The sequence below is a fragment of the Staphylococcus sp. 231237_7MaSpsaltlick genome, from assembly GCF_043107035.1.
The window spans coordinates 180,719-204,382 of record NZ_JBICNX010000005.1; the positions used below are offsets into that span (position 1 = coordinate 180,719).

At 31.9% G+C, this 23,664-nt stretch carries 26 protein-coding genes; 18 read left to right on the forward strand and 8 right to left on the reverse strand.

Features of this window, described 5'->3' with window-relative positions; all coding sequences use genetic code 11:
• Nucleotides 1–81 precede the first annotated feature (81 nt).
• From ACF91D_RS11490 to ACF91D_RS11500, 3 genes are all read left to right on the forward strand, one after another.
• Nucleotides 82–438: a transcriptional regulator, SarA/Rot family gene (locus ACF91D_RS11490; protein WP_039068841.1), complete on the forward strand. Its 357-nt coding sequence runs from the start codon at nt 82–84 to the stop codon at nt 436–438.
• A 212-nt stretch (nt 439–650) separates the two neighbouring features.
• Entirely contained in the window at nt 651–1,367 is a 717-nt protein-coding gene (locus ACF91D_RS11495; RefSeq protein WP_069792739.1) for a YebC/PmpR family DNA-binding transcriptional regulator, read from the forward strand.
• A gap of 1 nt (nt 1,368) precedes the next feature.
• Entirely contained in the window at nt 1,369–1,875 is a 507-nt protein-coding gene (locus ACF91D_RS11500) for a cupin domain-containing protein (RefSeq protein WP_069792738.1), read from the forward strand.
• 84 nt (nt 1,876–1,959) lie between these two features.
• Here the strand turns inward: ACF91D_RS11500 and ACF91D_RS11505 are convergent, their stop codons facing one another.
• Nucleotides 1,960–3,072, reverse strand: a complete 1,113-nt coding sequence (locus ACF91D_RS11505) for a 5-methyltetrahydropteroyltriglutamate--homocysteine S-methyltransferase (RefSeq protein ID WP_069792737.1) — start codon at nt 3,070–3,072, stop codon at nt 1,960–1,962.
• A gap of 210 nt (nt 3,073–3,282) precedes the next feature.
• Here ACF91D_RS11505 and ACF91D_RS11510 point away from each other — a divergent pair, with 210 nt between their 5' ends.
• The 5 genes from ACF91D_RS11510 to ACF91D_RS11530 all read left to right on the forward strand — a co-directional run bounded on the left by ACF91D_RS11510 (nt 3,283) and on the right by ACF91D_RS11530 (nt 8,268).
• On the forward strand, nt 3,283–3,969 hold the full coding sequence (locus ACF91D_RS11510) for a ribonuclease FAU-1 family protein (RefSeq protein ID WP_069792736.1): 687 nt from the start codon (nt 3,283–3,285) through the stop codon (nt 3,967–3,969).
• Nucleotides 3,970–4,191: 222 nt separating this feature from the next.
• Nucleotides 4,192–5,046 (forward strand): LysR family transcriptional regulator, encoded by an 855-nt coding sequence (locus ACF91D_RS11515; protein ID WP_327620792.1) that lies wholly within the window; start codon nt 4,192–4,194, stop codon nt 5,044–5,046.
• Nucleotides 5,047–5,144: 98 nt separating this feature from the next.
• A complete protein-coding gene (locus ACF91D_RS11520; RefSeq protein ID WP_069792735.1) occupies nt 5,145–6,356 on the forward strand; it encodes a sugar efflux transporter in 1,212 nt (403 codons plus the stop codon).
• Nucleotides 6,357–6,358: 2 nt separating this feature from the next.
• Nucleotides 6,359–6,847 carry a DUF456 domain-containing protein gene (locus tag ACF91D_RS11525; RefSeq protein ID WP_039068835.1) on the forward strand — a complete coding sequence of 163 codons (489 nt, stop codon included), beginning with the start codon at nt 6,359–6,361 and terminating at the stop codon, nt 6,845–6,847.
• A 260-nt stretch (nt 6,848–7,107) separates the two neighbouring features.
• Complete coding sequence (locus tag ACF91D_RS11530; RefSeq protein WP_039068834.1) at nt 7,108–8,268, forward strand: MFS transporter; 1,161 nt, start codon at nt 7,108–7,110, stop codon at nt 8,266–8,268.
• 594 nt (nt 8,269–8,862) lie between these two features.
• On the opposite strand, the gene ACF91D_RS11535 is transcribed toward ACF91D_RS11530, so the two are convergent.
• On the reverse strand, nt 8,863–9,546 hold the full coding sequence (locus ACF91D_RS11535) for a DUF1129 family protein (RefSeq protein WP_039068832.1): 684 nt from the start codon (nt 9,544–9,546) through the stop codon (nt 8,863–8,865).
• A 101-nt stretch (nt 9,547–9,647) separates the two neighbouring features.
• On the opposite strand from ACF91D_RS11535, the gene ACF91D_RS11540 reads away from it, so the two are divergent.
• The 4 genes from ACF91D_RS11540 (at nt 9,648) to ACF91D_RS11555 (ending at nt 11,633) form a co-directional block, all read left to right on the forward strand.
• Nucleotides 9,648–10,115, forward strand: a complete 468-nt coding sequence (locus ACF91D_RS11540; protein WP_069792734.1) for a GNAT family N-acetyltransferase — start codon at nt 9,648–9,650, stop codon at nt 10,113–10,115.
• Nucleotides 10,116–10,155: 40 nt separating this feature from the next.
• Complete coding sequence (locus ACF91D_RS11545) at nt 10,156–10,368, forward strand: SA0632 family lipoprotein (protein WP_052253452.1); 213 nt, start codon at nt 10,156–10,158, stop codon at nt 10,366–10,368.
• Between the two features lie 314 nt (nt 10,369–10,682).
• Complete coding sequence (locus ACF91D_RS11550) at nt 10,683–10,979, forward strand: hypothetical protein (RefSeq protein ID WP_039068830.1); 297 nt, start codon at nt 10,683–10,685, stop codon at nt 10,977–10,979.
• 102 nt (nt 10,980–11,081) lie between these two features.
• A complete protein-coding gene (locus ACF91D_RS11555; protein ID WP_039068829.1) occupies nt 11,082–11,633 on the forward strand; it encodes a GNAT family N-acetyltransferase in 552 nt (183 codons plus the stop codon).
• A gap of 203 nt (nt 11,634–11,836) precedes the next feature.
• Here ACF91D_RS11555 and ACF91D_RS11560 read toward each other — a convergent pair whose 3' ends face one another.
• Complete coding sequence (locus tag ACF91D_RS11560) at nt 11,837–13,264, reverse strand: aminotransferase-like domain-containing protein (RefSeq protein ID WP_327620791.1); 1,428 nt, start codon at nt 13,262–13,264, stop codon at nt 11,837–11,839.
• Between the two features lie 118 nt (nt 13,265–13,382).
• On the opposite strand from ACF91D_RS11560, the gene ACF91D_RS11565 reads away from it, so the two are divergent.
• Nucleotides 13,383–13,997 (forward strand): LysE/ArgO family amino acid transporter, encoded by a 615-nt coding sequence (locus ACF91D_RS11565; protein ID WP_327620790.1) that lies wholly within the window; start codon nt 13,383–13,385, stop codon nt 13,995–13,997.
• Between the two features lie 65 nt (nt 13,998–14,062).
• Here ACF91D_RS11565 and ACF91D_RS11570 read toward each other — a convergent pair whose 3' ends face one another.
• From ACF91D_RS11570 to ACF91D_RS11585, 4 genes are all read right to left on the reverse strand, one after another.
• Entirely contained in the window at nt 14,063–14,629 is a 567-nt protein-coding gene (locus ACF91D_RS11570) for an LOG family protein (RefSeq protein WP_039068826.1), read from the reverse strand.
• A gap of 2 nt (nt 14,630–14,631) precedes the next feature.
• Nucleotides 14,632–15,096, reverse strand: coding sequence for a YaiI/YqxD family protein (locus ACF91D_RS11575; protein WP_327620789.1), 465 nt, complete (start codon nt 15,094–15,096; stop codon nt 14,632–14,634).
• 5 nt (nt 15,097–15,101) lie between these two features.
• A complete protein-coding gene (locus ACF91D_RS11580) occupies nt 15,102–15,803 on the reverse strand; it encodes a hypothetical protein (protein WP_039068823.1) in 702 nt (233 codons plus the stop codon).
• Nucleotides 15,804–16,014: 211 nt separating this feature from the next.
• Nucleotides 16,015–16,890: an undecaprenyl-diphosphate phosphatase gene (locus ACF91D_RS11585; RefSeq protein WP_039068821.1), complete on the reverse strand. Its 876-nt coding sequence runs from the start codon at nt 16,888–16,890 to the stop codon at nt 16,015–16,017.
• Between the two features lie 294 nt (nt 16,891–17,184).
• Here ACF91D_RS11585 and ACF91D_RS11590 point away from each other — a divergent pair, with 294 nt between their 5' ends.
• Entirely contained in the window at nt 17,185–18,828 is a 1,644-nt protein-coding gene (locus ACF91D_RS11590) for an ABC transporter ATP-binding protein/permease (protein ID WP_327620788.1), read from the forward strand.
• Nucleotides 18,812–20,491 (forward strand): thiol reductant ABC exporter subunit CydC, encoded by a 1,680-nt coding sequence (gene cydC / locus ACF91D_RS11595; protein ID WP_107550171.1) that lies wholly within the window; start codon nt 18,812–18,814, stop codon nt 20,489–20,491. Before ACF91D_RS11590 ends, cydC begins: the two co-directional genes overlap by 17 nt.
• Nucleotides 20,492–20,786: 295 nt before the next feature.
• Here the strand turns inward: cydC and mgrA are convergent, their stop codons facing one another.
• Complete coding sequence (mgrA, locus tag ACF91D_RS11600; RefSeq protein ID WP_017722569.1) at nt 20,787–21,230, reverse strand: global transcriptional regulator MgrA; 444 nt, start codon at nt 21,228–21,230, stop codon at nt 20,787–20,789.
• A gap of 227 nt (nt 21,231–21,457) precedes the next feature.
• Between mgrA and ACF91D_RS11605 the strand changes: the two genes are divergently transcribed.
• The 3 genes from ACF91D_RS11605 to ACF91D_RS11615 are packed head-to-tail and all read left to right on the forward strand — an operon-like array spanning nt 21,458 to nt 23,652.
• Nucleotides 21,458–22,384 (forward strand): CobW family GTP-binding protein, encoded by a 927-nt coding sequence (locus ACF91D_RS11605; RefSeq protein ID WP_107550176.1) that lies wholly within the window; start codon nt 21,458–21,460, stop codon nt 22,382–22,384.
• Nucleotides 22,385–22,418: 34 nt separating this feature from the next.
• On the forward strand, nt 22,419–23,327 hold the full coding sequence (locus ACF91D_RS11610) for an aldo/keto reductase (RefSeq protein ID WP_069792727.1): 909 nt from the start codon (nt 22,419–22,421) through the stop codon (nt 23,325–23,327).
• A 25-nt stretch (nt 23,328–23,352) separates the two neighbouring features.
• Nucleotides 23,353–23,652: a hypothetical protein gene (locus ACF91D_RS11615; RefSeq protein ID WP_039068813.1), complete on the forward strand. Its 300-nt coding sequence runs from the start codon at nt 23,353–23,355 to the stop codon at nt 23,650–23,652.
• Nucleotides 23,653–23,664 lie beyond the last annotated feature (12 nt).

Sequence of the window (23,664 nt, forward strand, 5' to 3'; positions counted from 1 at the left end):
CTATAAATAATAAAGACATAGACGTGGAATTTGTGGATAATTGTATTGTATTGCTTACTAGCATTTGGAGGTGTAACAACAGTGAATAAAGACAAAAAGGAGCAATTTTTAAATATTTATAAAAAATATAAAAGCTTAATGCACTATATTGATTCAAACTATAAATTGACCATGAATGATGTGGCAGTTTTAGAATTGATAGAACAAAATTGTAGTGAAAATAATATGTTGATGCAGCCATTTTTAAAAATTGCAACTACTGAACTTGAATTAAGTAGAACTAAGGTGCTTGCATCGATTCGCAGATTGATTGATCAAGATAGAGTAAGCAAAATACGTTCAACTGAAGATGAGCGTAAAGTATACTTATTTATGGATAATGACAATGCACAAAACTATAAATCTTTATTAGATGATATTGAAGGGTATGTTAAGTAATTAATAGTAAACTATGACGCCTTTAATAATCGAAATAGAATATTAAAATAAAAACTACAGTTATTTACTTTATCATAGTAAGTATCTGTAGTTTTTTTACTTTGAAAAGGTTTTGGATTCAATCAATGTGCGTAAATCTATATTCTACAGTAAAAATATTGTATAATATATCATATTAATAGATGTAGTAATTGAGAAAGCGAGATGAAATCATGGGACGTAAGTGGAATAATATTAAAGAAAAAAAAGCCCAAAAAGATAAAAATACAAGTAAAATTTATGCGAAGTTTGGTAAAGAGATTTACGTAGCAGCTAAATCAGGTGAACCTGACCCACATGCCAACCAAACTTTACGTTTAACATTAGAGCGTGCCAAAACTTATTCAGTTCCGAATCACATTATTGAGAAAGCAATTGAAAAAGCTAAAGGATCTGGTGAAGAAAATTATGATGAATTAAGATATGAAGGCTTTGGACCAAATGGCTCAATGATTATCGTTGATGCTTTGACAGACAATGTAAATAGAACAGCTTCAGATGTACGTGCAGCTTTCGGTAAAAATGGAGGCAACATGGGCGTATCAGGATCAGTCGCTTATATGTTTGAATATACAGCTGTGTTTGGTTTTGAAGGCAAATCAGTAGACGATACATTAGAAGAATTAATGGAAAAAGATGTGGATGTCAGAGATGTGATTGATGAAAATGGATTAACTATTGTATATGCTGAGCCAGACCAATTTGCTCAAGTACAAGATGCATTAAGAGAAATAGGTGTTGATACATTTAAAGTTGCGGAATTTGAAATGTTGCCCCAATCTGATATTGAATTATCAGCAGAAGATCAGGAACAATTCGAAACACTTATTGAAGTATTAGAAGACTTAGATGATGTGCAAAATGTATTTCATAATGTGGATTTGAAATAATATGAATCAATACGTACAAGCTTGGATTTCACAATTACAACTGCAACCGCACCCAGAAGGTGGTTATTATAAAGAAGTAATTAAAGGTACTATAGTCGGCGCAAATCAAAGAGCGCAGTATTCTAGTATTTATTTCTTATTAACGCATGACAATATTTCACATTTTCATCGTATCGATGCAGATGAAATTTGGTATTACCACGATGGTGACTCACTTATGATTCATATGATTCACCCAGACGGTAGATATGAACAAGTATCCTTAGGAAAAAACATAGAAGCGGGGGACGTATTACAGTATGTAGTACCAAAAGGGACCATATTTGCATCATCAGTGGAAGGTCAAAATGCTTACGCGCTTGTTGGATGTATGTGTCAACCTGCATTTAAGTTTGAACATTTTGAATTATTGAGCCAAAGTTGGTTGAACGAACAGTACCCTAACTTAGAAGATATCAATATGCGTTATGCATTATCTGCTGAAGCTATTGAACAGAATGAATATTAAACTCTATAAAAAAATAGATTTGAGAGCCCGAGACATTACTTTGTGTCTCGGGCCCTCAAATCGTTAATACTGTTTCACTTTATGTTATTTTGCAGTGCCAAATACTTCTTTGGCAATTTCTACTATATAAGCAAGTTTTTGCCATTGTGCTTCTTCTGTAAGTTTATTACCTTCTTCAGTAGAAGCAAATCCACATTGTGGACTCAAACAAATTTGATCTAAATTTATATATTGTTGAGCTTCTTCAATGCGCTTAAGTATAGCATTTTTATCCTCAAGTTCTCCTGTTTTTGAAGTGAATAAGCCTAATACTGCTGCTGATTTATCATTTGGGAAATAACGTAATGGTTCAAAGTCTCCAGAGCGATCATCGTCATATTCTAAGAAAAAACCACCTAAATTTTCTTGGAATAAATAAGGTGCTACTGGTTCGTAACCGCCTGAAATTGCCCAAGTAGATTGGTAGTTACCCCGACAAACGTGAGTTGTGATTAGTAAATCTTCTGGTAATCCTTGTACTGCTTCATTGACAACACGGAATGCAAGTTGACGTGCAGTTTCTTTTTCTTCTTCGGTACGATCACGACCACGCGTTTTTTGAGTTCCTGATGTTAGGTTTGCCCAATAAACATCATCTAATTGAATATAACGTGCCCCTAGCTCATAGAATTTTAATAAGCTATCGTGATATGCTTTGGCAACATCGTGGGAATAACTTTCAATATCTGGGTATATTGTTTCGTTCAAAATATTTGGATGGAAAAGCTGGTTAGGGCTAGGGATAGAGACTTTTGATGTCCCTCGGCCATTTACTTTTTCATGTAAGAATTGGAAATGTTCAAAATGGGGGTGGTTTGGGTTAAATGCAACCTTATCTACAACCTTCACATTATAATTTCTAGTTTCCACACCTTCGAATTCTAAACCATGTTCGGATGTATAACCTTGAATGCCATCTAAATGTTCTAAAAAGTCGAAATGCCACCAACTTCTACGAAATTCACCGTCTGTGATACTATGTAATCCTACTTCTAATTGTTTTTCAATAATATGTTCAATTTCTTCATCTTCAATAGTTTTCAATGCATTTGCATCAATTTTATTGTTTTTGTAATCTTGTCGTGCTTCTTTTAAGCGATCTGGTCGTAATAAACTACCAACATGATCTGCTCTAAATGGTCTTTGAATAACTGTCATGGTTAGGCTCCTTTATTTATGGAATTTTCTGAAAAATATAGATAAAATTTATCAGACTTCAGAGAATTTGTCAATTTCGCTTTTACACTATGAAATATAGTACAATAATACTAATCAAATTTTAAAGTTAAAATTAAAAGACACCAATATAATTCATGAGATGACATGGGCGAAACAGTTTTATATAATAATGACAAGGAGTTGGTGACAGTGAAAGTAAAATATATCGATAAGCGTCACTGGCGTCGCATCATTGATAGAGAATACACAGAGGTCAAAGTGAACAATAATAAGTTTAAAGGTATTATTGGTTTAGTCACTATGAAAAAAGTTCGGGAGCCATTAGAGGTGTCAGTAGTTGGACAAAACATTATTGTTGCTGATGACAACTATCAGTGGTTACAAATCTTACCTGAGAAAAAGCGTTATAGTATTACAGTGATGTTAGATGACAAGGGCAACCCATTAGAATATTATTTTGATATTAATTTAAAAAATGTTACTCAGAAAGGAAATGCACGTACGATTGATTTGTGTTTAGACGTACTTGTATTACCAAATGGGACTTATGAACTTGTTGATGAAGACGACTTAAAACGTGCATTGGATACGGGACAAATTACTAAAAAACAATATCATGAAGCATATGTAATCGCGCATCAACTTATGATAAAAATTGATGCTGATTTCCCAACTATGCAAGATAAGATTATGTATTGCTATCATAAAATTAAACAAAAAGCTAAAGGTCAGAAATATAGTAAACATAAGTCGAAAGAACATAAACATCATATGCATAAATCCAAACACCACACACATGAAAAACATAAACAGCATAGACATACTTCTACGCATAAACAAGGACAACAAAAGACTTCACACCATGAAAAGAATTAATATATCATGACATACATTTGAAATAGTAGTAAATATAATGGAAACGGTACTAACTATTGAAAATTATGTGTTAAAAATGGCATATAAGTATATAAATAAACGTGTTATAGTGAATATTACATGTAAAATGAAAAGCTTAGAATTGCATGTAATCTACACAAATAAAAAAATAGAGTTATTCTACGATAATTAATAGGGTTTTATAAAAATAGGGGGATAATTATGAAGATTGACGATTATCGCTTGTTAACTACTTTGGATGAAACAAAAACACTGAGAAAAGCAGCTGAAATTCTCTATATTTCACAACCTGCAGTTACGCAAAGACTTAAAGCGATTGAAAATGCTTTTGGCGTCAATGTTTTTATCCGAACTAAAAAACAATTGATTACGACAACTGAAGGTACAATGATAATTGAACACGCTAGAGAAATGCTGAATAGAGAGCGCTTGTTTTTAGACAAAATGCAAGCGCATATTGGTGAAGTCAACGGGACAATATCTATTGGATGTTCGTCTTTAATTGGCCAAACTTTGTTACCTGAAGTATTGAATTTGTACACAAGACAATTTCCTAATGTAGAAATTCAAGTTCAAGTTGGTTCAAGCGAACAAATTAAAGCAAATCACAGAGATTATCATGTCATGATTATTCGTGGTAATAAGATTATGAATTTAAGTAATACACACCTTTTTAATGACGAGCATTACTTCATTTATCCTAAAAATAGGAACGATGAACTAGAAACAATGCCTTTTATTGAATTCCAAGCAGACCCAATTTACATTAACCAAATAAAAGAATGGTATGGAAGTCACGTTGGTCAAGATTATCATGCAATGATTACAGTAGACCAAGTTGCAACTTGTAAAGAAATGTTATTGAATGGCGTAGGTGTAACAATATTGCCGGAAATTATGATGAAACATTTAGATCGCGAGTTGTTCGAATTTAAACGTGTGGATATCGATAATAAATCGCTCATACGTTCTACGTTTTTAAGCTACGATTCAAGCATGCAGCAGTTGCCTCAGGTAGAGTCATTTATAAATCTAATGATGGAATATGTTGAGTAATAAAATAGATATGGATTTGATTTTGAGTTTCATTTTATAAAAGTAAAGTTATTGTACTGACGAAGATTTATATTATTAAGAGAATAGAGGTTGTCTACATGTTTAGTGCCTTATTACATATTAAAAACTACAAATTATTTGTAGTGAATATGATGCTATTAGGTATGGGGATAGCAATTACTGTACCTTATTTAGTGTTGTTTGCTACAAATGATTTAGGTATGACTTCCACGCAATATGGATTATTGTTAGCCTTAGCTGCAATTAGTCAATTTATAATGAATACGATAGTTGCGCGTTTCTCTGATACGCACAATATTAATAGAAAATTAATCATAATTACAGCCTTATTTATGGGGGCAGTCAGTTTTTCAATTTATTTCTATATCCATGAAATATGGATTTTTATAGCAATGTACGCTATTTTTCAAGGATGTTTTGCGCCAGCAATGCCTCAAATGTATGCATCAGCTCGTGAATCAATTAATGCTTCTGCTTCAAGAAACAAAGCTAAATTTGCTAATGCAGTTTTACGTTCTATGTTTTCATTTGGCTTTTTATTTGGTCCTTTAATCGGTGCTTTACTATTAAGTGCTAATGGATATTCAGGCTTGTTTGGTGGTACCATTACAATCATTATCTTCACCTTACTATTACAAGTATTTTTCTTTAAAGATATCAAGACAGAACACACTGTTTCTGATGTAAACCATGTTGAGACAACAGCTCCTAATATGTTAAGAGATAAGTCACTATTTGTTCCGTTTTTAGCGTTTATTTTACTGCATATAGGGCAATGGATGTATACATTGAATATGCCGCTATTTGTAACGAAATACCTTAATGAACCTGAAGGATTTGTTGGTGGATTAGCAAGTTTATGTGCCGGATTAGAAGTGCCTTTTATGGTTGTTTTAGGTATATTGTCAGCGAAAATGACTACGCGTATGTTACTTATGTTAGGTGGTCTCTTTGGAGGGTTATTTTACTTTAGTATCGGCGTGTTCGAAAGTTTAGCTATGATGTTTGTAGGACAAGTGTTTTTAGCGATATTTTTAGCAATACTACTTGGTTTAGGGATTAGTTACTTTCAGGATATATTGCCGGACTTTCCGGGTTATGCTTCAACATTATTTGCTAATGCAATGGTTATTGGCCAATTATGTGGTAACTTGTTAGGTGGTATAATGAGTCAATGGGTTGGTTTAGGAAATGTCTTCTATGTTTCTGCAGGATCTATATTTATAGGCATGATTCTCATTTTCTTTACTAAAGATCAAAAATTTACAGAAGAAAGTATGAGTAGTTAATAATGGCAATTATTTTATGGTTATGTATTATAGCGGCATTTGTCTTAGCATTTATAGGTTTAATTAAGCCGGTTATTCCATCTGTACTTGTCTTGTGGGTCGGTTTTCTAATTTATCAATTCGGTTTTCACAATGGTAATTTATCATGGGTGTTTTATGTATCTATGATTTTACTTACATTATTTATAATCGTTGCAGATTTTATAATGAATCAATATTTTGTTAATAAATTTGGTGGTTCAAAAGCAAGTGAATATGCAGCGCTTGGTGGCGTTATTGTGGGGTGCTTTGTCTTTCCTCCATTTGGAATTATTATTATTCCATTTGTTGCGGTATTAATTGTAGAAATGATTCAAGAACCAAACTTTACAAAAGCTTTAAAGGCAAGTTTTGGTTCGGTTGTAGCATTCTTAGCAAGCACAGTTGCACAAGCATTTATCATGGTTATTATGATAATATGGTTCTTTATAGACGCATTACTAATTAATTAAAATTATATTTTGAGCTAATAGTTTTATCTTTAGAATAAAGTGAGCAAGTCATTTAATTCTAAGTGGGGCTGTTAGCTCTTTTTTATGAAAAATTGTAACTCAAAAATTAAATTAGGACGATTAAATACACATATAATTTTAATGAAAGCGCATTAATATAATAATTTAATAAAAAATCAAGCAATTACCTTGTTTTCAGTAACTTTATTTTAGTATAATCACAAACATGTTTAAAAAACGGAATAGGAGGGAGAGTCAAAATGAAATATCCAATAGCTATATGGATGCTGGCTATCGGTGCATTTGCAATCGGTATGACAGAATTTGTAATTATGGGACTTTTACCAAATATTGCAAGGGACTTTGATGTAACTGTGAGTCAAGCAGGACAATTAATTACTGGTTATGCGTTAGGTGTTGCCATTGGTGGACCAATCATAGTCATGTTAACAATAAAATGGAATAGAAAGTATCTACTATTAGTGTTAATGGGCATCTTTATTTTAGGTAATTTTGCTGCATCATTTAGTCCGAGTTATGGATTTATGATGACAAGCCGTATTATTACATCATTAGCACATGGTTCATTCTTTGGTATAGGTTCTATATTAGCCGCAAATATGGTTAGGCCAGAAAAGAGAGCAAGTGCCATGGCTTTGATGTTTATGGGACTAAGTTTAAGTAACATCTTAGGTGTGCCATTTGGTACATTAGTTGGTCAAAATTTCGGTTGGCCAATGACATTTATTGTTATTTCTATTATTGGTGCGTTAGCTTTAATAGGAATCATTATTTTTGTACCAATGCAACGTGAAACGATTAAGTCTTCTGTATTAAATGAATTGAAAATTTTAAAAGAAAAGCGTTTATGGTTAACATTAGCCGTGACATTATTCGGATTTAGTAGTGTGTTTGCTTATTTCACATATATATCTACAGTTTTAACTGACGTATCTAATGTTCAAGAGCATCTTATTTCATATTTACTTATTATATTTGGTGTAGGTGTTACGTTAGGCAATGTCGTAGGTGGTAAACTTGCAGATTGGAATTTAAATAAAGCGTTACAAATGATATTTACAGTATTTATTTTATATTTCGTGCTGTTATACTTTATCCAAATGAACGGATTCTTAATGGTCGCAGGTATATTCTTCTTTGGTTTAATAGGATTTAGTATGAGTCCATCACTACAATTCAAGAGTACTTTAATTTCAAAAGATGCGCCAACACTTGCTAGTACATTAAACCAATCAGCGTTTAATCTAGGGAATGCCTTAGGTGCATTTATAGGTGGGTTAGTTGTTACTCATTTACCAGTAGCATCTCTAAGTCTTATCGCACCTATTTTAACAGCTATAGGTTTAATATTCTTATTTATCAGTGTTGCTGTTGAGAAAAAAGAAGGCATGACAACTTAAAGTAATGTTGTCATAATTAGTCGGTGTAGATTATATAGCGTTTTAAATTTCCCTATACGGACTTTATTATGTTTGATCAGAAAAATAATTAAAGCTTAGAGGTCATGAGTAGAAATATTTTATTCAATTTAGTTATAGATTAAGCAATATAAAATAAGAAAGATTGGGACATAAATCCCAGAAAAATAGCACTCAAATGATTTAATTCAAATCATCTGAGTGCTTCTATTTTATTCAATACTTCGTATTGTTGGCTTGTTCCTCAAGAGTCTCGCCAAAACACTTCGCATTTATATGTAATTTTACATTAAAATACTTTTAAAAAATAAGGCCCTTACGTATAATTTAATAAACACGACTAAACTAAATTAACGAGGTGCCTTATATATAAAGAATATAATATGACTCCACTCACACTACCAATGGAAACTTCAGTTCTTACCCCCACATATGATATGTCACGACATGCTAATGAGATCGTTGAAACAATGCCTGAAAATGAATTGAATGCATTCAATTCATTCAAATATCATCGTAGCAGTACATCATATCATCTTGCTTTGCTTTTAATATTAAAATCAAGTCATTACTAAATCATAGTGAAGTATTTGTGTCTTTATTAATATAGTGATGATCAATATACAATGAAACCGGAATAATTATGAAAGAAATAATAATAAATGTCCAATTGCTTATAAAAATATAAGGACCTACAGCAAGCGCTGCTTGAGGTACAAAAAATACATAAAATATCGCAAATAATAAAATTATAATACTTACGTATGTCATAATCCAAGTCCAATGCGATTTGGTAAAACATTGCATTTGCACAGTTTTAAAAACCATCCATATAAATATGAAAATAATGCTAATACCGACGAGTAACATTATGGGAAATGTATATATATATAGCCGTTTAGCACCGATAAAAAACCCAATAAACCCTTTTAGAAAACAAAAAATACCAAAGAAAAGTAAAATATGTTGGAAAATATATTTGAATATATTGGTGAGTGTCTCGTTCGGCAATTTTTTAATTTCTTGTTTTGCGTGTGATTTAGGATCATGATCAAAGAAATCCATAGCGAGCGTGCCTTCTTTTTCGGCTTGTAATAATTGAGTTAATATACGATTCAACATCTTTTCAGAGTCATGAGGATTCACACTCAAATCCGCGCGTACATAAGTCATATAGTTTTCGAATGTCTCTCTATCAGTATTGTTTAATCGTAGTGATTTTACATTATTTTCACGCATTAATCTTTCAGTAGATTTCATTTGAATTCCGCTACCTTTTTTATAGAATGTAAGAATAAGATATGGCTTATTATGACTAAAATCACGACATAAATCAACTTTACTTTTTAAAAGGAGAAATTATGGAACAACTTTCATTATCACAAAATAAATTTATAGCAGAAGTTGCAAACATACATGAGGAACAACTTGAACAACAGTATTACGATTATCAAAAATCTAATTTGTCTGTCGCTTTGCGTATAGAAATGATTGAAAGAAGTTTGAAACTAGAAGCGGGGCACATTTTAATTGAAACACTTAATGATATTTTAGTAGGGTTTGTATGGGGACAATTTGAAGTAGTAGGATGTAAAGTTGTGATTGAAATGCTCTACGTCCATCCTGAATATCGAAATCAAGGTATAGGTGACAAATTGAAAACATCCATAGAATCGTGGGGAATTAATCAAGGTGCTCAAAAAATAGAAAGCACCGTTGCGTATAGCAACAAAGAAATGATAGAAATGAATTTAAAAAGAGATTATCAGGTGGAGAAGTTAATTATGTCTAAAAAACTGTCAGTAATTAATGAAGATAATAATAATTAATGATAAAATTAATATATTATAATGAAAAAGGAGTTCTTACATGAAAAAGTGTTTGGCACTCATATTAGCAGCAACAGTTACATTAACAGCTTGTGGTAAAGATGATGAAAAAGCATCATTGGAAAAAGATGTTGATAAATTAGAAAAACAACAGAAAGATTTGAAAAAACAAAAAGAAAAATTAGAAAAAGAGCATGATAAATTGAAAGATAAATCTGAAAGTCTAGAAAAAGATATAAATTCAGAAACGTAAATTACATAGGTAGAGTGGGGAGCCGAACGAAATATAGATAATAAAAAAGTATATCTGTATAATATATAGTAATTAGATTTAATTATATTTTGAAAATACGTTGTAATATTTCCTAGGAAATCATTGTAATATGGTTTTACTAATTGTTATAATGGGTATCATTAAACATAATGTGGATTAGTAAATACGTATAAAAATGCAAAAAAGTTGAAATACAAGGGGATTGTTGATTATTCATTCAGTCCTAAATTGATGGTTGGTTTGACTTACGTTACAGTTTGATAATTCCCTTACATAGAAAAGAGGTAATGAATATGCATGAACAAGATTTCAATTTATTAGAAGGCAGATCTATTACTTTACCAGAATTAGGTAGAGAAATAGAAAATATTACAGGTAGAGAAATAAAAGATTCGACAGGTGAAATTAAACGTGTAATTGCACACTTGCCAAACTTTGAATCTGATACAGATACTTTTGTAGCTACTTATAGACTAAATCATAAAAATGATTTCATCGATGCAACTTTCACTGCACCGAAAAGTGAACGTGGCCGTTTGAAAGAAGTTACAGTAAATGTAGAGTTAATTAGTTATATTTCAAGAGCTTAATTGATGATAAGCGACAATAATATGTAGGTAGCGCGATATGAACTGTTTCATAACGCGTTACTTTTATATAGAAATTTATTTTCCAGTTTAGAGGTGTAACATATGACAGTTTATATTGAAACTGAACGTTTAAGGTTACGTGACTGGCGAGAGGAAGATTTGCTACCATTTCAACAAATGAACGCAAATCAACAAGTTCGTAGATATTTTCCGAGTTTATTAAGTTATAGACGTTCAGAACACGATATGAATAAAATGGATGAAGTTATATCAAAATATAATATTGGTTTATTTGCAGTTGAATTGAAAGAGACAAATGGTTGGTTAGGTTTTATAGGATTGAATTATGTGCCTAAAGAAAGTAAATATACATTTGAAGAGTTGCCATTTTATGAAATAGGGTGGCGCTTAATCCCAGAAGTGTGGGGAAACGGTTTTGCTACAGAAGGCGCGGAAGCTGTATTAAAATATGCCAAATCTCAAGGTTTAGAAGAAGTTTATGCCTTTACTTCAGAAAATAATGCTGCTTCTAGAAAAGTGATGGAAAAGATTGGCATGCAATTATACGATTATTTTGAGTATCCGAATCTTAGTAAATACCATCCACTTAAAAGGCATGTTAGATATTATAAAAATTTATCAAAAAACGTTTGAGAGTAGTTGTTTGGATAGCGTACATCGCAATTTCTACAAATGTATAATGATTGGGGGCTGGGGCAAATTTAATTGTCTCAGCCTCTATCATTATATAGGCTTATTTATGAGCTTCAGCTCAGTAAATTTTAATCTACATTAACTTTGCTAGGACGCGTAGAGGAAGTCTTGTTAAATAAATTAGATTTCTGTGCCATTCTCTTTTATGACGATTGGCTAAAATGTGTTTGGATAATTTTGCTTAAATGTTTTAAAGTTGAATCGATATCATCAGGTTCTATATAAGCATATGAGAAACGAATACAATGGCGTGCATGTTTATCATAAACTTCTCCAGGGTTAATAAGTATATTTTCTGCAACAGCTTCGTCGAAAAGTATTCTCATATCAATTGGCGTCTTAAATTGGAACCAAATATAAAATGAACCTTCTGGCGTTGACCAAGAACCGAAATTATTAAAATATTTCTCTAGGGACTCTAAAAATAAATTTCTTTTAATTAAAAGTTTATCCTTTAGACTTTTGAGATGTTGCTCGTGATATTGTGGCTGTGTTAACCATTCTGACGCGATATATTGTGATATAGAACTTACGCCATAGTCATTTTGCATTTTTAAATCAGCTAAATGCGCTGCGACGGAAGGCTTGGCAATAATCCAACCGACACGCAAACCAGGACTTACAGTCTTAGATAAGCTATTCAAATATAAAATATTGTCATTTGTATCAAATGATTTTAAGGGTTTAGGACGTTCGTGTTTAAAATATAAGTCGCCATAAACGTCATCTTCTACAATAGGTATATCGCGTTGTGCACATTGCATGATGATTTTTTGTTTTTCTTCTATTGAATAACAATGTTGTGTAGGGTTGTGTAATGTCGGTATACAATAAAAAATGCTGTTTGTATATTGTGTTTGTGCTTTAAATATATTGTTAATGTTACTTTTAATATCAGAAATGCTTATTTGTTGTATATCGGCTCTAATGTTGTGCCATGTACGGATTGAGTTTATATATGAAGGAGATTCAACAATAATCTTAGATTGTGGAATAAGTAAGCCATCTGCAATTAGTTTTAAACCTTGTAAGGCACCAGAAGTAATACAAATGTGGTCAACTGCACATGTAATGCCTAATTTTCTCATATATTGCACAATTGCTTCTCTAAGTTTGAGATTACCTTGGGGTTGCTCGTAATTAGTGTTTAACACACTAGCATTACACTTACTCAAAATTTCTTTAAACCGCTCATTAGGTATAAGATCGGGACCAAGTTCTCCAGTACCTAAACGCATCATGTTAGTATAGAATTCTAATTTATTAATTTGTTGAACAAAGTATTGGTTGTTTTTAGTTGTACTATTACTAATATAGTTTTGCCAATTAATATTGTTTCTAATATAACTATGCCATGTGTTTCCAGATACATATAAACGTTGTTTTTCTCTACCTTCTATAATTCCCTGACTTTTAAGAATATCGAACGCTTGTATAACAGTAGAACGATTTACTTGGTACTGGGAGGCCGTATCTCTTTGAGAAGGTAATTGCATGCCTTGTTCTAATTCGCCAGTATCAATTTGTGCAATAATATCATCAATAATTTGTTTGTACTTTGGTTTGAACATAAAATAACTCCTATATTATCTGGTTGGTATTCTAATTTAAATCTGGTTGGTCCAATTTCTGTGCATATAGTATAGCATAGTTAGTATAGACATAATAAATAAAGGAGAGTGGTTTTGCATGTTGCAACCAGTCGTTCATGGATTACTATTGGCATTAGGACTCATATTACCTTTAGGCGCTCAAAATGTATTTGTATTTAATCAAGGTGCTAATCATAAAAGTATTTATAAATCATTGCCCGTAATAATCACTGCTGGTTTCTGTGATACATTATTAATTTTGCTAGCTATATTAGGCATCTCGTTAATTTTGCTGTCCTTACCCATTTTGCAGATAACTATATATTGTATCGGCATTGTCTTTTTAGTTTATATGGCATGGTCGTTATGGACATCACACCAACATCAACTTCAAACTTATAAGCCTATGTCTGCTAAAAAGCAAATAGGTTTCGCATTATCAGTGTCATTGTTAAATCCACATGCAATTATGGATACAATAGGTGTAATAGGTACAAGTGCTGCTGTATATGAAGGGGCGGAGAAAGTTGTGTTTGCTGTTGCGACAGTTTTAGTGTCATGGGTTTGGTTTTTCTTGTTAGCAATAGCAGGAAAAGTTGTAGGACATGTTGATAAAACAGGAAAATATATTTTGAGTTTAAATAAATGTTCAGCAATTATTATCATTATCGTTGCATTGATGATAATAAAACAATTAGTAGAAATTATGTAAATTATAAACAAAGGGCAAGGGAACAAATTTAATAATAATTTGCTCCCTTGCCCTTTGTTTATAATTTAGTCGTAAGTTCTAACGCCTAAAGGTTTATAATGCTTGATAGTTTCAAAAAGTGCTTCAGTCGTATCACATAATGGTGCTAAAGTGTCGTATTTAGCATCGATGAATCCTTCTTCAATCATGTGAGATAATAGTGATTGTAATGGGTCGAAGAAACCATTGATATTAAATACAGCAATTGGTTTTTGATGAATACCGATTTGCGACCAACTATACATTTCAAAGAATTCTTCTAAAGAGCCAGCGCCACCAGGGGCCATGACAAATGCATCTGCTAATTCGGCCATTTTGTTTTTTCTTTCGTGCATAGAGTCAACTAAAATAAGTTCTGTTAATTTTTCACTTGTTATTTCTTTTTCATTTAACATGTTAGGCATAACACCAATAGCACTACCACCATGGTCCAATACACCATCTTGGATTGCCCCCATGATACCTACTGAACCAGCTCCAAAAATTAATTCATAACCTTTTTCGGCCATAGTTTTACCTAGCTGATAAGCTTCCGACATATAGGAAGGGTCATTCCCTTTACTAGCGCCACAGTAAACAGCAATTCTTTTCATTTTTATTCCTCCTTGTTCAAGCATTGATCTTGTAATATAGATGAAAATGCAGATTCAAATTTACCTAAATCTTGTTCTGTGAATGCAGAAGGGCCTTTTGTACGACCACCACTTTTTCTAAATTGTGCACTCGTGTGTCTTTGCTCCAGTAAAGTGTCAATATTTTGGTGGTTATATACATAGCCTTTATGATGCATAACAATCTTTGTTTTATTAAGCAATAAACTTGCAAGACCATAATCTTGCGTGATTACTAAATCATCATTTCCTGCTAGTTTAACAATTCTATAATCAACAGCATCTGGTCCATCATCGACATAAACGGTTTTTACATGCTCTGGTTGTTCCACAGTGGAAAAATGGCTAAAACTACGAACGATTGTAACAAAAATGCCTGTCCCTTCAGTCAATTCAATAACTGAATTGATTACAGGACAAGCATCTCCATCTATAATGACTTTTGTCATCAGGGTTATTCGCCTTTATTATCGTTGTTTTGCTTTACAACACTTTTAGCAACGTAATCTTTATATTTTTTGAATTCAGATAAGCGCGCTTTTTTATCTTTTGCTCGTACTTTATCTTCTTCTTTATGGCGTTTGTCGATGTTTTTTTGTAGGATTTTATCCAGTTTTTGAATCTCTTTACGATTTTCTTTTTCTAATTTTTCGCCTTTTTTCTCAGTTTCTTCATCAAGTTTGCCGGGCGTTAATCCAACTTTTTCCATATGTTTGTTAGATTTTTTCATATCTTTAATACGTTGTTTTTCGTTATCTTGACGTGCTGTTGCTTCTTCTTTATGACGTTTGTCGATATTTTTTTGAAGAATTTTATTCATTTTTTGAGCTTCTTTACGGTTCTCTTTTTCTAACTTTTCGCCTTTTTTCTCAATGTATGCTGGATCATGTTCCTTAGCAATACGTTTAAGTTCACGTTTTTGATCCATGTCGTGTTTTTTATCCACTACATATTCTTTTGCATGAGATGATTTTTCAACGACAGTATCTTTAAATTGCACAGATTTATCTGCAACTGTTTTAGAAGCATTTACGGTTGCATCGCTTGCTTTTTTAACATCTGGGTGATCTTTAATACGTTTGCGTTCAACGATTAATGGTACTAAAAACACAGGAGCCACTGTGATTATTGTTTTGATTAATTGCTTTTTGTCCATATGCGTTGCCTCCATTTAATTTATACTATCTTCATATTACCCTATCATACATGAAAATAAACGGTAAATATAGCCTGATCATAGGATTATTAAAGAGAAATAGGCTAATGATTAAATAGTTTGGAATATAAGAATAAAAAGCTGATAAACATCTGAAAAATGGTAGATGTTTATCAGCTTTAATGTGCAAGCATTTAAGTTAAACTTAAAATTATTCTCCGGTGATACCTTGTCCGATACCAAAACCGAAGTATAGAATGGCAATGATAATAACCAATATAATTCTATAAATTGCAAATGGTATTAATTTAATTTTACTAATTAGGTATAAGAAAGTTTTGATTGCAATTAATCCGACGATAAACGCGGCGATAAAGCCAACGATATAGAAACCGATATGGTTTAATTGAATATACTCCAAATTTTTCACTAGTGATAAACCACTCGCTGCTAGCATGACAGGAACTGCCATGATAAATGTAAAGTCTGAAGCAGCCTTATGATTCATTTTCATCAATACACCAGTAGAGATTGTTGATCCAGATCTACTAAAACCTGGCCACATTGCTATGGCTTGAGATAGGCCGATAACAAATGCTTGGAAATAATTGATTTGATCTACATTTTGAGGATTAGTGACTTTTTTACTGTAGATGTCAGCAATAATCATATAAACCGCACCTACAAACAATCCAATCATTACTGTTGGTACACTGAATAGATATTTTTCGATAACATCATCAAATAGCAAACCTAAAACACCTGCAGGAATCATACCTACAATGATATGTAATAAGTTTAAACGTTTTGGCTTTTGACCAATACCATCAATAGGTTCTCCTCTATATTTACCTATATGTAACATTTCGAAATAACGCTCACGAAATACCCAAGCGCCTGCGAATACTGAACCTAGTTGGATGACAATTTTAAATGTAAACGCCGATTCAGATCCTAAAAATTCACTTGATTTCAACCACATATTATCGATGAGTATCATATGCCCTGTTGATGAAACAGGCGCGAATTCTGTTAAACCTTCAACGATACCTAGAATGATACCTTTAATCAATTCAAGTATTAACATAATTTACCTACTTTCATAGTACTTATAAAATTTTGTGTATTTTCATTTTTTAATGATAGCATAATAAAAATGTATTATGCCACTTAAAAATGTGATTTTGGACTAAAGATGTATATAATTAATAGATAATAATCATTTTAGAGGATTAGTGTAAAGTTATAGTAAAATTTCAATTAAAATAATAAAAATTAATTATGTCTAAAATATGAAAACATCATAAAAAGTATAGAAAATAATGAGCGAATTAATTTAATTTTTATATACGCAGTCTATAATGTGAGGTAGGTGATATTTGTGAAAAGATTAACAAGTTTAGCAATGCAATATAAAATATATCCTATTTTTATGTTTATGGTCAGTACATTTTTAGCTATTACAGTTGTAGTGCAAAATATTTCGATTGCAGAAATATTAAATGCAATGCTGTTAAGTGCTAATCATGATTTATTAAATTTATTAATTTTTACATTAATTATTTTAATAGCACGTGCTACGTTTAATACTATGAACCAAATGGTAGGAAATCAAATGGCAGCAAAAGTTAAGCGTGATTTAAGACAACGTCTTATTATTAAGCAATCTAAAGATTCAATTGGCGTACAGATGAACACTTTAACTGAAAGTGTTGATGGTATTGTTCCTTTTTTTAATAGTTATTTTCCGCAAGTATTTAAATCAACGATGGTCCCATTATTAATAATTATTGCAATGTGTTTTGTTCATTTAAACACGGCATTAATTATGATTGTTACAGCGCCTTTTATTCCCCTTTTTTATATCATTTTTGGCTTGAAAACTCGTGATGAATCTAAAGATAAAATGACTTATTTAAATCAATTTAGCCAACAATTTTTAAATAAAGTAAAAGGTCTGATAACGTTAAAACTCTTTAATAGAACTGAATATACAGAAAAAGAACTTTATGAAGAAAGTACTACATTTAGAGATTTAACTATGCGTATTTTAAAAAGTGCTTTTTTATCTGGCTTAATGCTTGAATTTATTAGTATGCTCGGTATTGGTTTAGTAGCATTAGAGGCTGGTTTAGGTTTAATTTTATTTCATAATATAGATTTCAAGACAGCGGCAATTGCGATAATATTGGCACCAGAATTTTACAATGCAATTAAAGATCTTGGACAATCTTTTCATACTGGTAAGCAAAGTGAAGGTTCAAGTGATGTATTGTTCGAAGTATTGGACAGGGAAGATAAAGAGCCAAAACCTCAAATACAAACTCGTTTGAGTCAGAGTTCTTTGATTCGCTTAGACCAAGTGAAGTTTAAATATAAAGATGCAGATGAGTATGCATTAAGAGATATTAATTTGAATATTAGAAGTGGTGAACATATTGCATTAATTGGTAAAAGCGGTGCAGGAAAATCTACATTGGCGCAACTAATTGCGCAAAATTTAGAACCGCAAAGTGGTGCAATTACTTACCAACAGAATGATTTGAATATAGGTTTCCTTAGTCAGACACCATATATTTTCAACGCTTCTATACGAGATAATATAACGATGTTTCATCAAGTAGATGATGCTCAAATATTACAAGTTTTAGCTGATGTAGAATTAAAAGAAAAAGTATTATCGCTAAAATATGGTTTAGACACAAGAATAGGTGAAGGTGGAGAGATGCTTTCAGGAGGTCAAATGAGACGCATAGAGCTATCAAGAATATTATTGGAACATCCAGACCTATTAATCTTTGATGAGCCAGCAACAGGCTTAGACGTGAAAACTGAGAATGTAATACAAAATGTGATTGAGCAGCAGTTTTCTAATATCACAATGATTACTATTGCTCATAGAGCACATACAATTAAAAATGCAGACAGACGTATTTTGATTGAACAGGGAACTTTAAAGTTAGGCGACGCTCATAAATTAAACGACCCTGGACAAGGCGGTGATGAAAATGAAACCACGGATTAAATTTCGCATAGATAAGGATTTAATATTATCTATTTTAGTTGGTATAGTCGGCAGTTTAGTTGCGTTAGGTATGTTCTTTTTAAGTGGTTATATGATTACACAAAGTGCTTTAGGAGCACCGTTGTTTGCGCTGATGATATTGATTGTGTCAGTAAAAATGTTTGGATTTCTTAGAGCGGTAGCGAGATATATTGAAAGACTACTCTCTCATAGAACGACGTTTACTATGTTGCGCGATGTGAGGGTTCAATTCTTCAAAAAATTATTGCCAGTGGTACCTGACGTTTATCGTAAATTCAATTCTAGTGACTTGATTGCACGTATGATTGGTAGAGTAGAAGCTTTGCAAAATATTTATTTAAGGGTCTATTATCCACCTGTAGTTATCGGTTTAACTGCGATTATCACAATGATTACGATGTTTAATTTTTCATATATACACGCAGTAATTATTTGTGTAAGTATGATTGCTACGTTAATCGTTATCCCTTGGTTAAGTGCTAAAAGGGCACGTATATTAAAAAGACAAGTAAACGAAGTCCAAGGCAGATTTTTAAGTCGATTTTATGACTATAAAGAAGGTTACGATGAATTAGCACGGTTTAATCAAACAGAATATTATAAAAAGCAAGTTTTAGAACAGTTAGACGCGTATGAAAACATTCAAGCTAAAGAACAACGTTTCTTATCACTTTATGAATATAGCTTGAATATAGTAGCGATGATTTCATTGTTTTTCACTTTATATCTAGGTGTTATTCAAGTACAAAACCAACAGTTAGATGTTGTGTATTTGACGAGTATTGTATTAATGATGTTAACGTTATTTGAACAAGCGATACCGATGAGTAACGTGGCTTATTATAAAGCTGATACTGATGAAGCTTTAGCTGATATTAATGATGTGATTGCACATCCAACGATACAAGGTCATGAATCAATGAAAATGTCAACTTCTAGTGAAAGACCTTTAATGCAATTACGTGATGTTGATTTCAAATATTGGAATCAATCAACCTACGTATTATCACAGATTCGGTTAGTCATAAATAAAGGTGAACATGTAGCGATAGTTGGGCCATCTGGCTCAGGTAAAAGCTCTTTATTACAACTTATGCTAGGTTTATACCAAAGTGATAAGGGTGAAGTACTATTAAATCAACAATATATTACTCAAATATTAAATGAAGATAAGTATAGTTATATTAATGCGCTCTTACAAACACAACAATTGTTTGACGGCACGGTAAGAGAAAATTTATTTTCAAAACAAGAAGATGATGTGCTTAGAGAAGTCCTAAACCAACTTGGATTAGCTCACATTGATTTAGATAGGGCGATAACGCTTTCTGGTCAAACATTATCAGGTGGAGAAATACAAAGGTTAGCCTTAGCAAGATTATTATTAAAACCTGCTGCATTTTGGCTACTTGATGAACCTACAACTGCTTTAGATATCCATCATACAAATATAGTTATGGATTTAGTTCATAAACATGCTGAAACGCTAGTTGTAGCTACACATGACTTAAGATTGTTACCAAATTTTGATAAAATTATCGTGATGCAAGAAGGTACTATATTAGAAGAGGGTAGTTATCAAGATTTAGCTACTAAAGAAAACGGTTATTTGCAACAAATGATTAAGATTAATGCTTCATAATTCTGTAGATAATTATAAATTCCGAAAATTATATTATTTAAGGGCTTCATAAAAAACATAAAGAAATAAACTTTAATTTTAAATAGTAGGTATTAAACGGGATTTAGAGCTGATGATTATGTAAAGCTCCAATGTTTTCTTAAAATAGGTATTCTAAGCTTTACTGTTTATAGTATGAGATTTTATAATAGTTAAAAAGAGCTCAAACACAAAAGTGTTTGAGCTCTCTCTTTAAATCAAGTATATTTAAGGAATCAATTTGATATATCTTGACTTATACTATAGTTAGAAAAGCTTATTTTGCTTTTTCTTCTGTAAAGGCATCGATTACTTTAGCAAGTAATCTATTTAATTCTTTAGATTCATCTTCATCAAGAGAAGATGCAACTGCAACGTCTTGACATGCAGTATCTAATTCTGGACGAATTGCTTCGCTCTTATCAGTTAAGTGAATAAATACTTCGCGTTGATCTACTTCAGAACGTTCACGTTTGATTAAATCAACTTGTTCCATTCTTTTAAGTAATGGAGATACAGTACCAGTATCAAGCGCCAATTCCGTAACGACTTTTTTGACATTGACAGGTGATTCACCCCAAAGAATAGTAAGTACTAAAAATTGTGGGTATGTTAGTTTGTATTTCTTAAAGACATTATTAGAGTAGTAGCGATTTACTTGTCTTTGAGCATTATACAAACTGAAACAAAGTTGTTCCTTTAAATTAAGTGGTTCAGACATAAGTTCTCCTCCAGACATTCTATCCGTTTTCTTCACTTTGCATCGGACCTGAATCCGTCTAACGTTGTGTGTGACACTTCCTCAAAAACACTTTTGCACTGTGCCATGCTAAAATATAGCGTGTATAAAGTTTAGAAGATATCTAATATTTTATCAAGTGAAAGATTAATTATACGAAAAAATTATCTTTTACACAAACATTTAAATTTATGAAATGAGTGATATTTTTGAAAAATATTAAACAGCCTAAAATAGCTATTACCGTAGTAACAGGTTTTTTAGGTAGTGGGAAAACAACTTTTCTCAGTAATTATGTAAAATATTTACTAAATAAAAATGAAAACCCAAGTATCATCGTAAATGAATACGGCAATTTAGATGTAGATAGCAATGCATTAAGCGATGATGTAGAGGTTGCATCGATATTAAATGGTTGCATATGTTGTGATTTGCAACGGGATTTAATAAAACAATTAAAACATTTTATTAACAAAAGTGCAATGCGCCATATTATAATTGAAGCGACGGGTGTCGCACATCCAATTGAAATTATTGCGGCTTGCCAAGATCCCGAAATCGTCGAGCATCTTGCTCCACCAGTGGTTATAGGCTTAGTCGACGCGCCGAGATTTTTGACTAGAACCCAATATACTAATAGTACAATACAATTGATGGAAGAACAATTAAAAGTAAGTCATGTAATTGTGGTCAACAAAATAGATTTATTGAATAGAGTTGAGTACGATAAGATAAATGAAATTGGAAAAATTAATCCATTAGCGCAAAAATTTTATACATCATATGCCGATTTAGATATGAGTGACTTAATTTTAACTACATATCATAATAAAGAGCACTTGGGTGGACCAGCGCATCATCATGGTATTAAAAGTATACAGTACCAATTTACTGGGCCAATTGACCGTCAATTATTTTATCAGTTTATTTTACGACTACCAGATAATGTTCTAAGATTGAAGGGATACGTCAAGTTTCAAGATATGCCAAATGATACATATGAATTTCAATATTCATTTGGTTTACCAGATTATCAAGTCATCGACACAACGATGCCATTAACAATTGTAATTATTGGTGAACAAATAGATGAAAACCGACTGCGTAATAAATTGGACATGCTACAGTTCACTTGATTATTGAATATAATAAAAAGGGTGTTGAAGATATATGGATAAAATGAAAATTAATCAATACGTTTCTTTTTCGAATATAATACAGGGATTTTGGAGAGCGAAAGACTGGCAATGGACACCGCAACAACTAAATAGATATTTAAACGAATTAGTTGAAAGAGGTATTACAACTATGGACCATGCTGATATTTATGGCTCGTATAGTTGTGAAGGTATCTTTGGTGAAGCACTAAAATTATCACCACAACTCCGCGATCAAATAGAAATTGTAACGAAGTGTGGGATTATATTGCCATCAAATCCATTTCATGAATCAAGTGGTCATCGCTATGATCATAGTAAAGAGCATATTATTCAATCTGTTGACCGTTCGCTACAAAATTTACAAGTTGAACAATTAGACTCGCTACTTATTCATAGACCATCACCTTTAATGGATCCTAACGAAGTGACTGAAGCAATAAAAGCATTAGTCAAACAAGGCAAAGTCAAGTCATTTGGCGTTTCAAACTTCAACAAATCTGAATATGATTTACTAAGCAAGTGTCTTGTTTGTGATAAATTGCATATCACTTTAAATCAATTAGAAGTATCACCTTATACTTTAGACGCTATTGAAAGTGGTACTATTAATCATATGTATAAGGATGATGTTAAAATTATGTCGTGGAGTCCTATGGCAGGTGGCAAGTTATTTAATTTAGAAGACGAAAAATCTGCAAGAATCATGGCAGTTCTTTCTCCATTAGCACAAAAATATAATGTAACATCGAATGGTATTATTATAGCATGGTTAAATAAACACCCTGCATCACTAATGCCTGTGTTAGGTACACACAAAATTGAACGTATTGATGAAGCGATTAATGGCTTGAAGGTGTCACTTACAGATCAAGAATGGTTTGATATTTATACGGCTTCTTTAGGTCACGATATTCCGTAGTTTAAATTTTGAAGGAGTAAAAATAATGAATACACAGAACGAACAGCATCAACTAAATCAATATAAATTTCAACGTAATTTTATTAATTTTCCGTTTTTAGGTTTTGCCTTAGTCATTGCAATATTAAATATTGTGTATCCTGATATTAATATAATGATGACACTTTTTGGCCTGTTTTTCTTTTATAACGGTGCTATTTTATTCATAGCATTTATTAAGCATTATAAACGTACTATTATTTTGGCATTAATATTAACAATTTTAAGTATGATTCTACTTGGTTTATCAATGTATTTATATGCGTTAACGAATAACCTATTTTAATGCTTTGTTTTC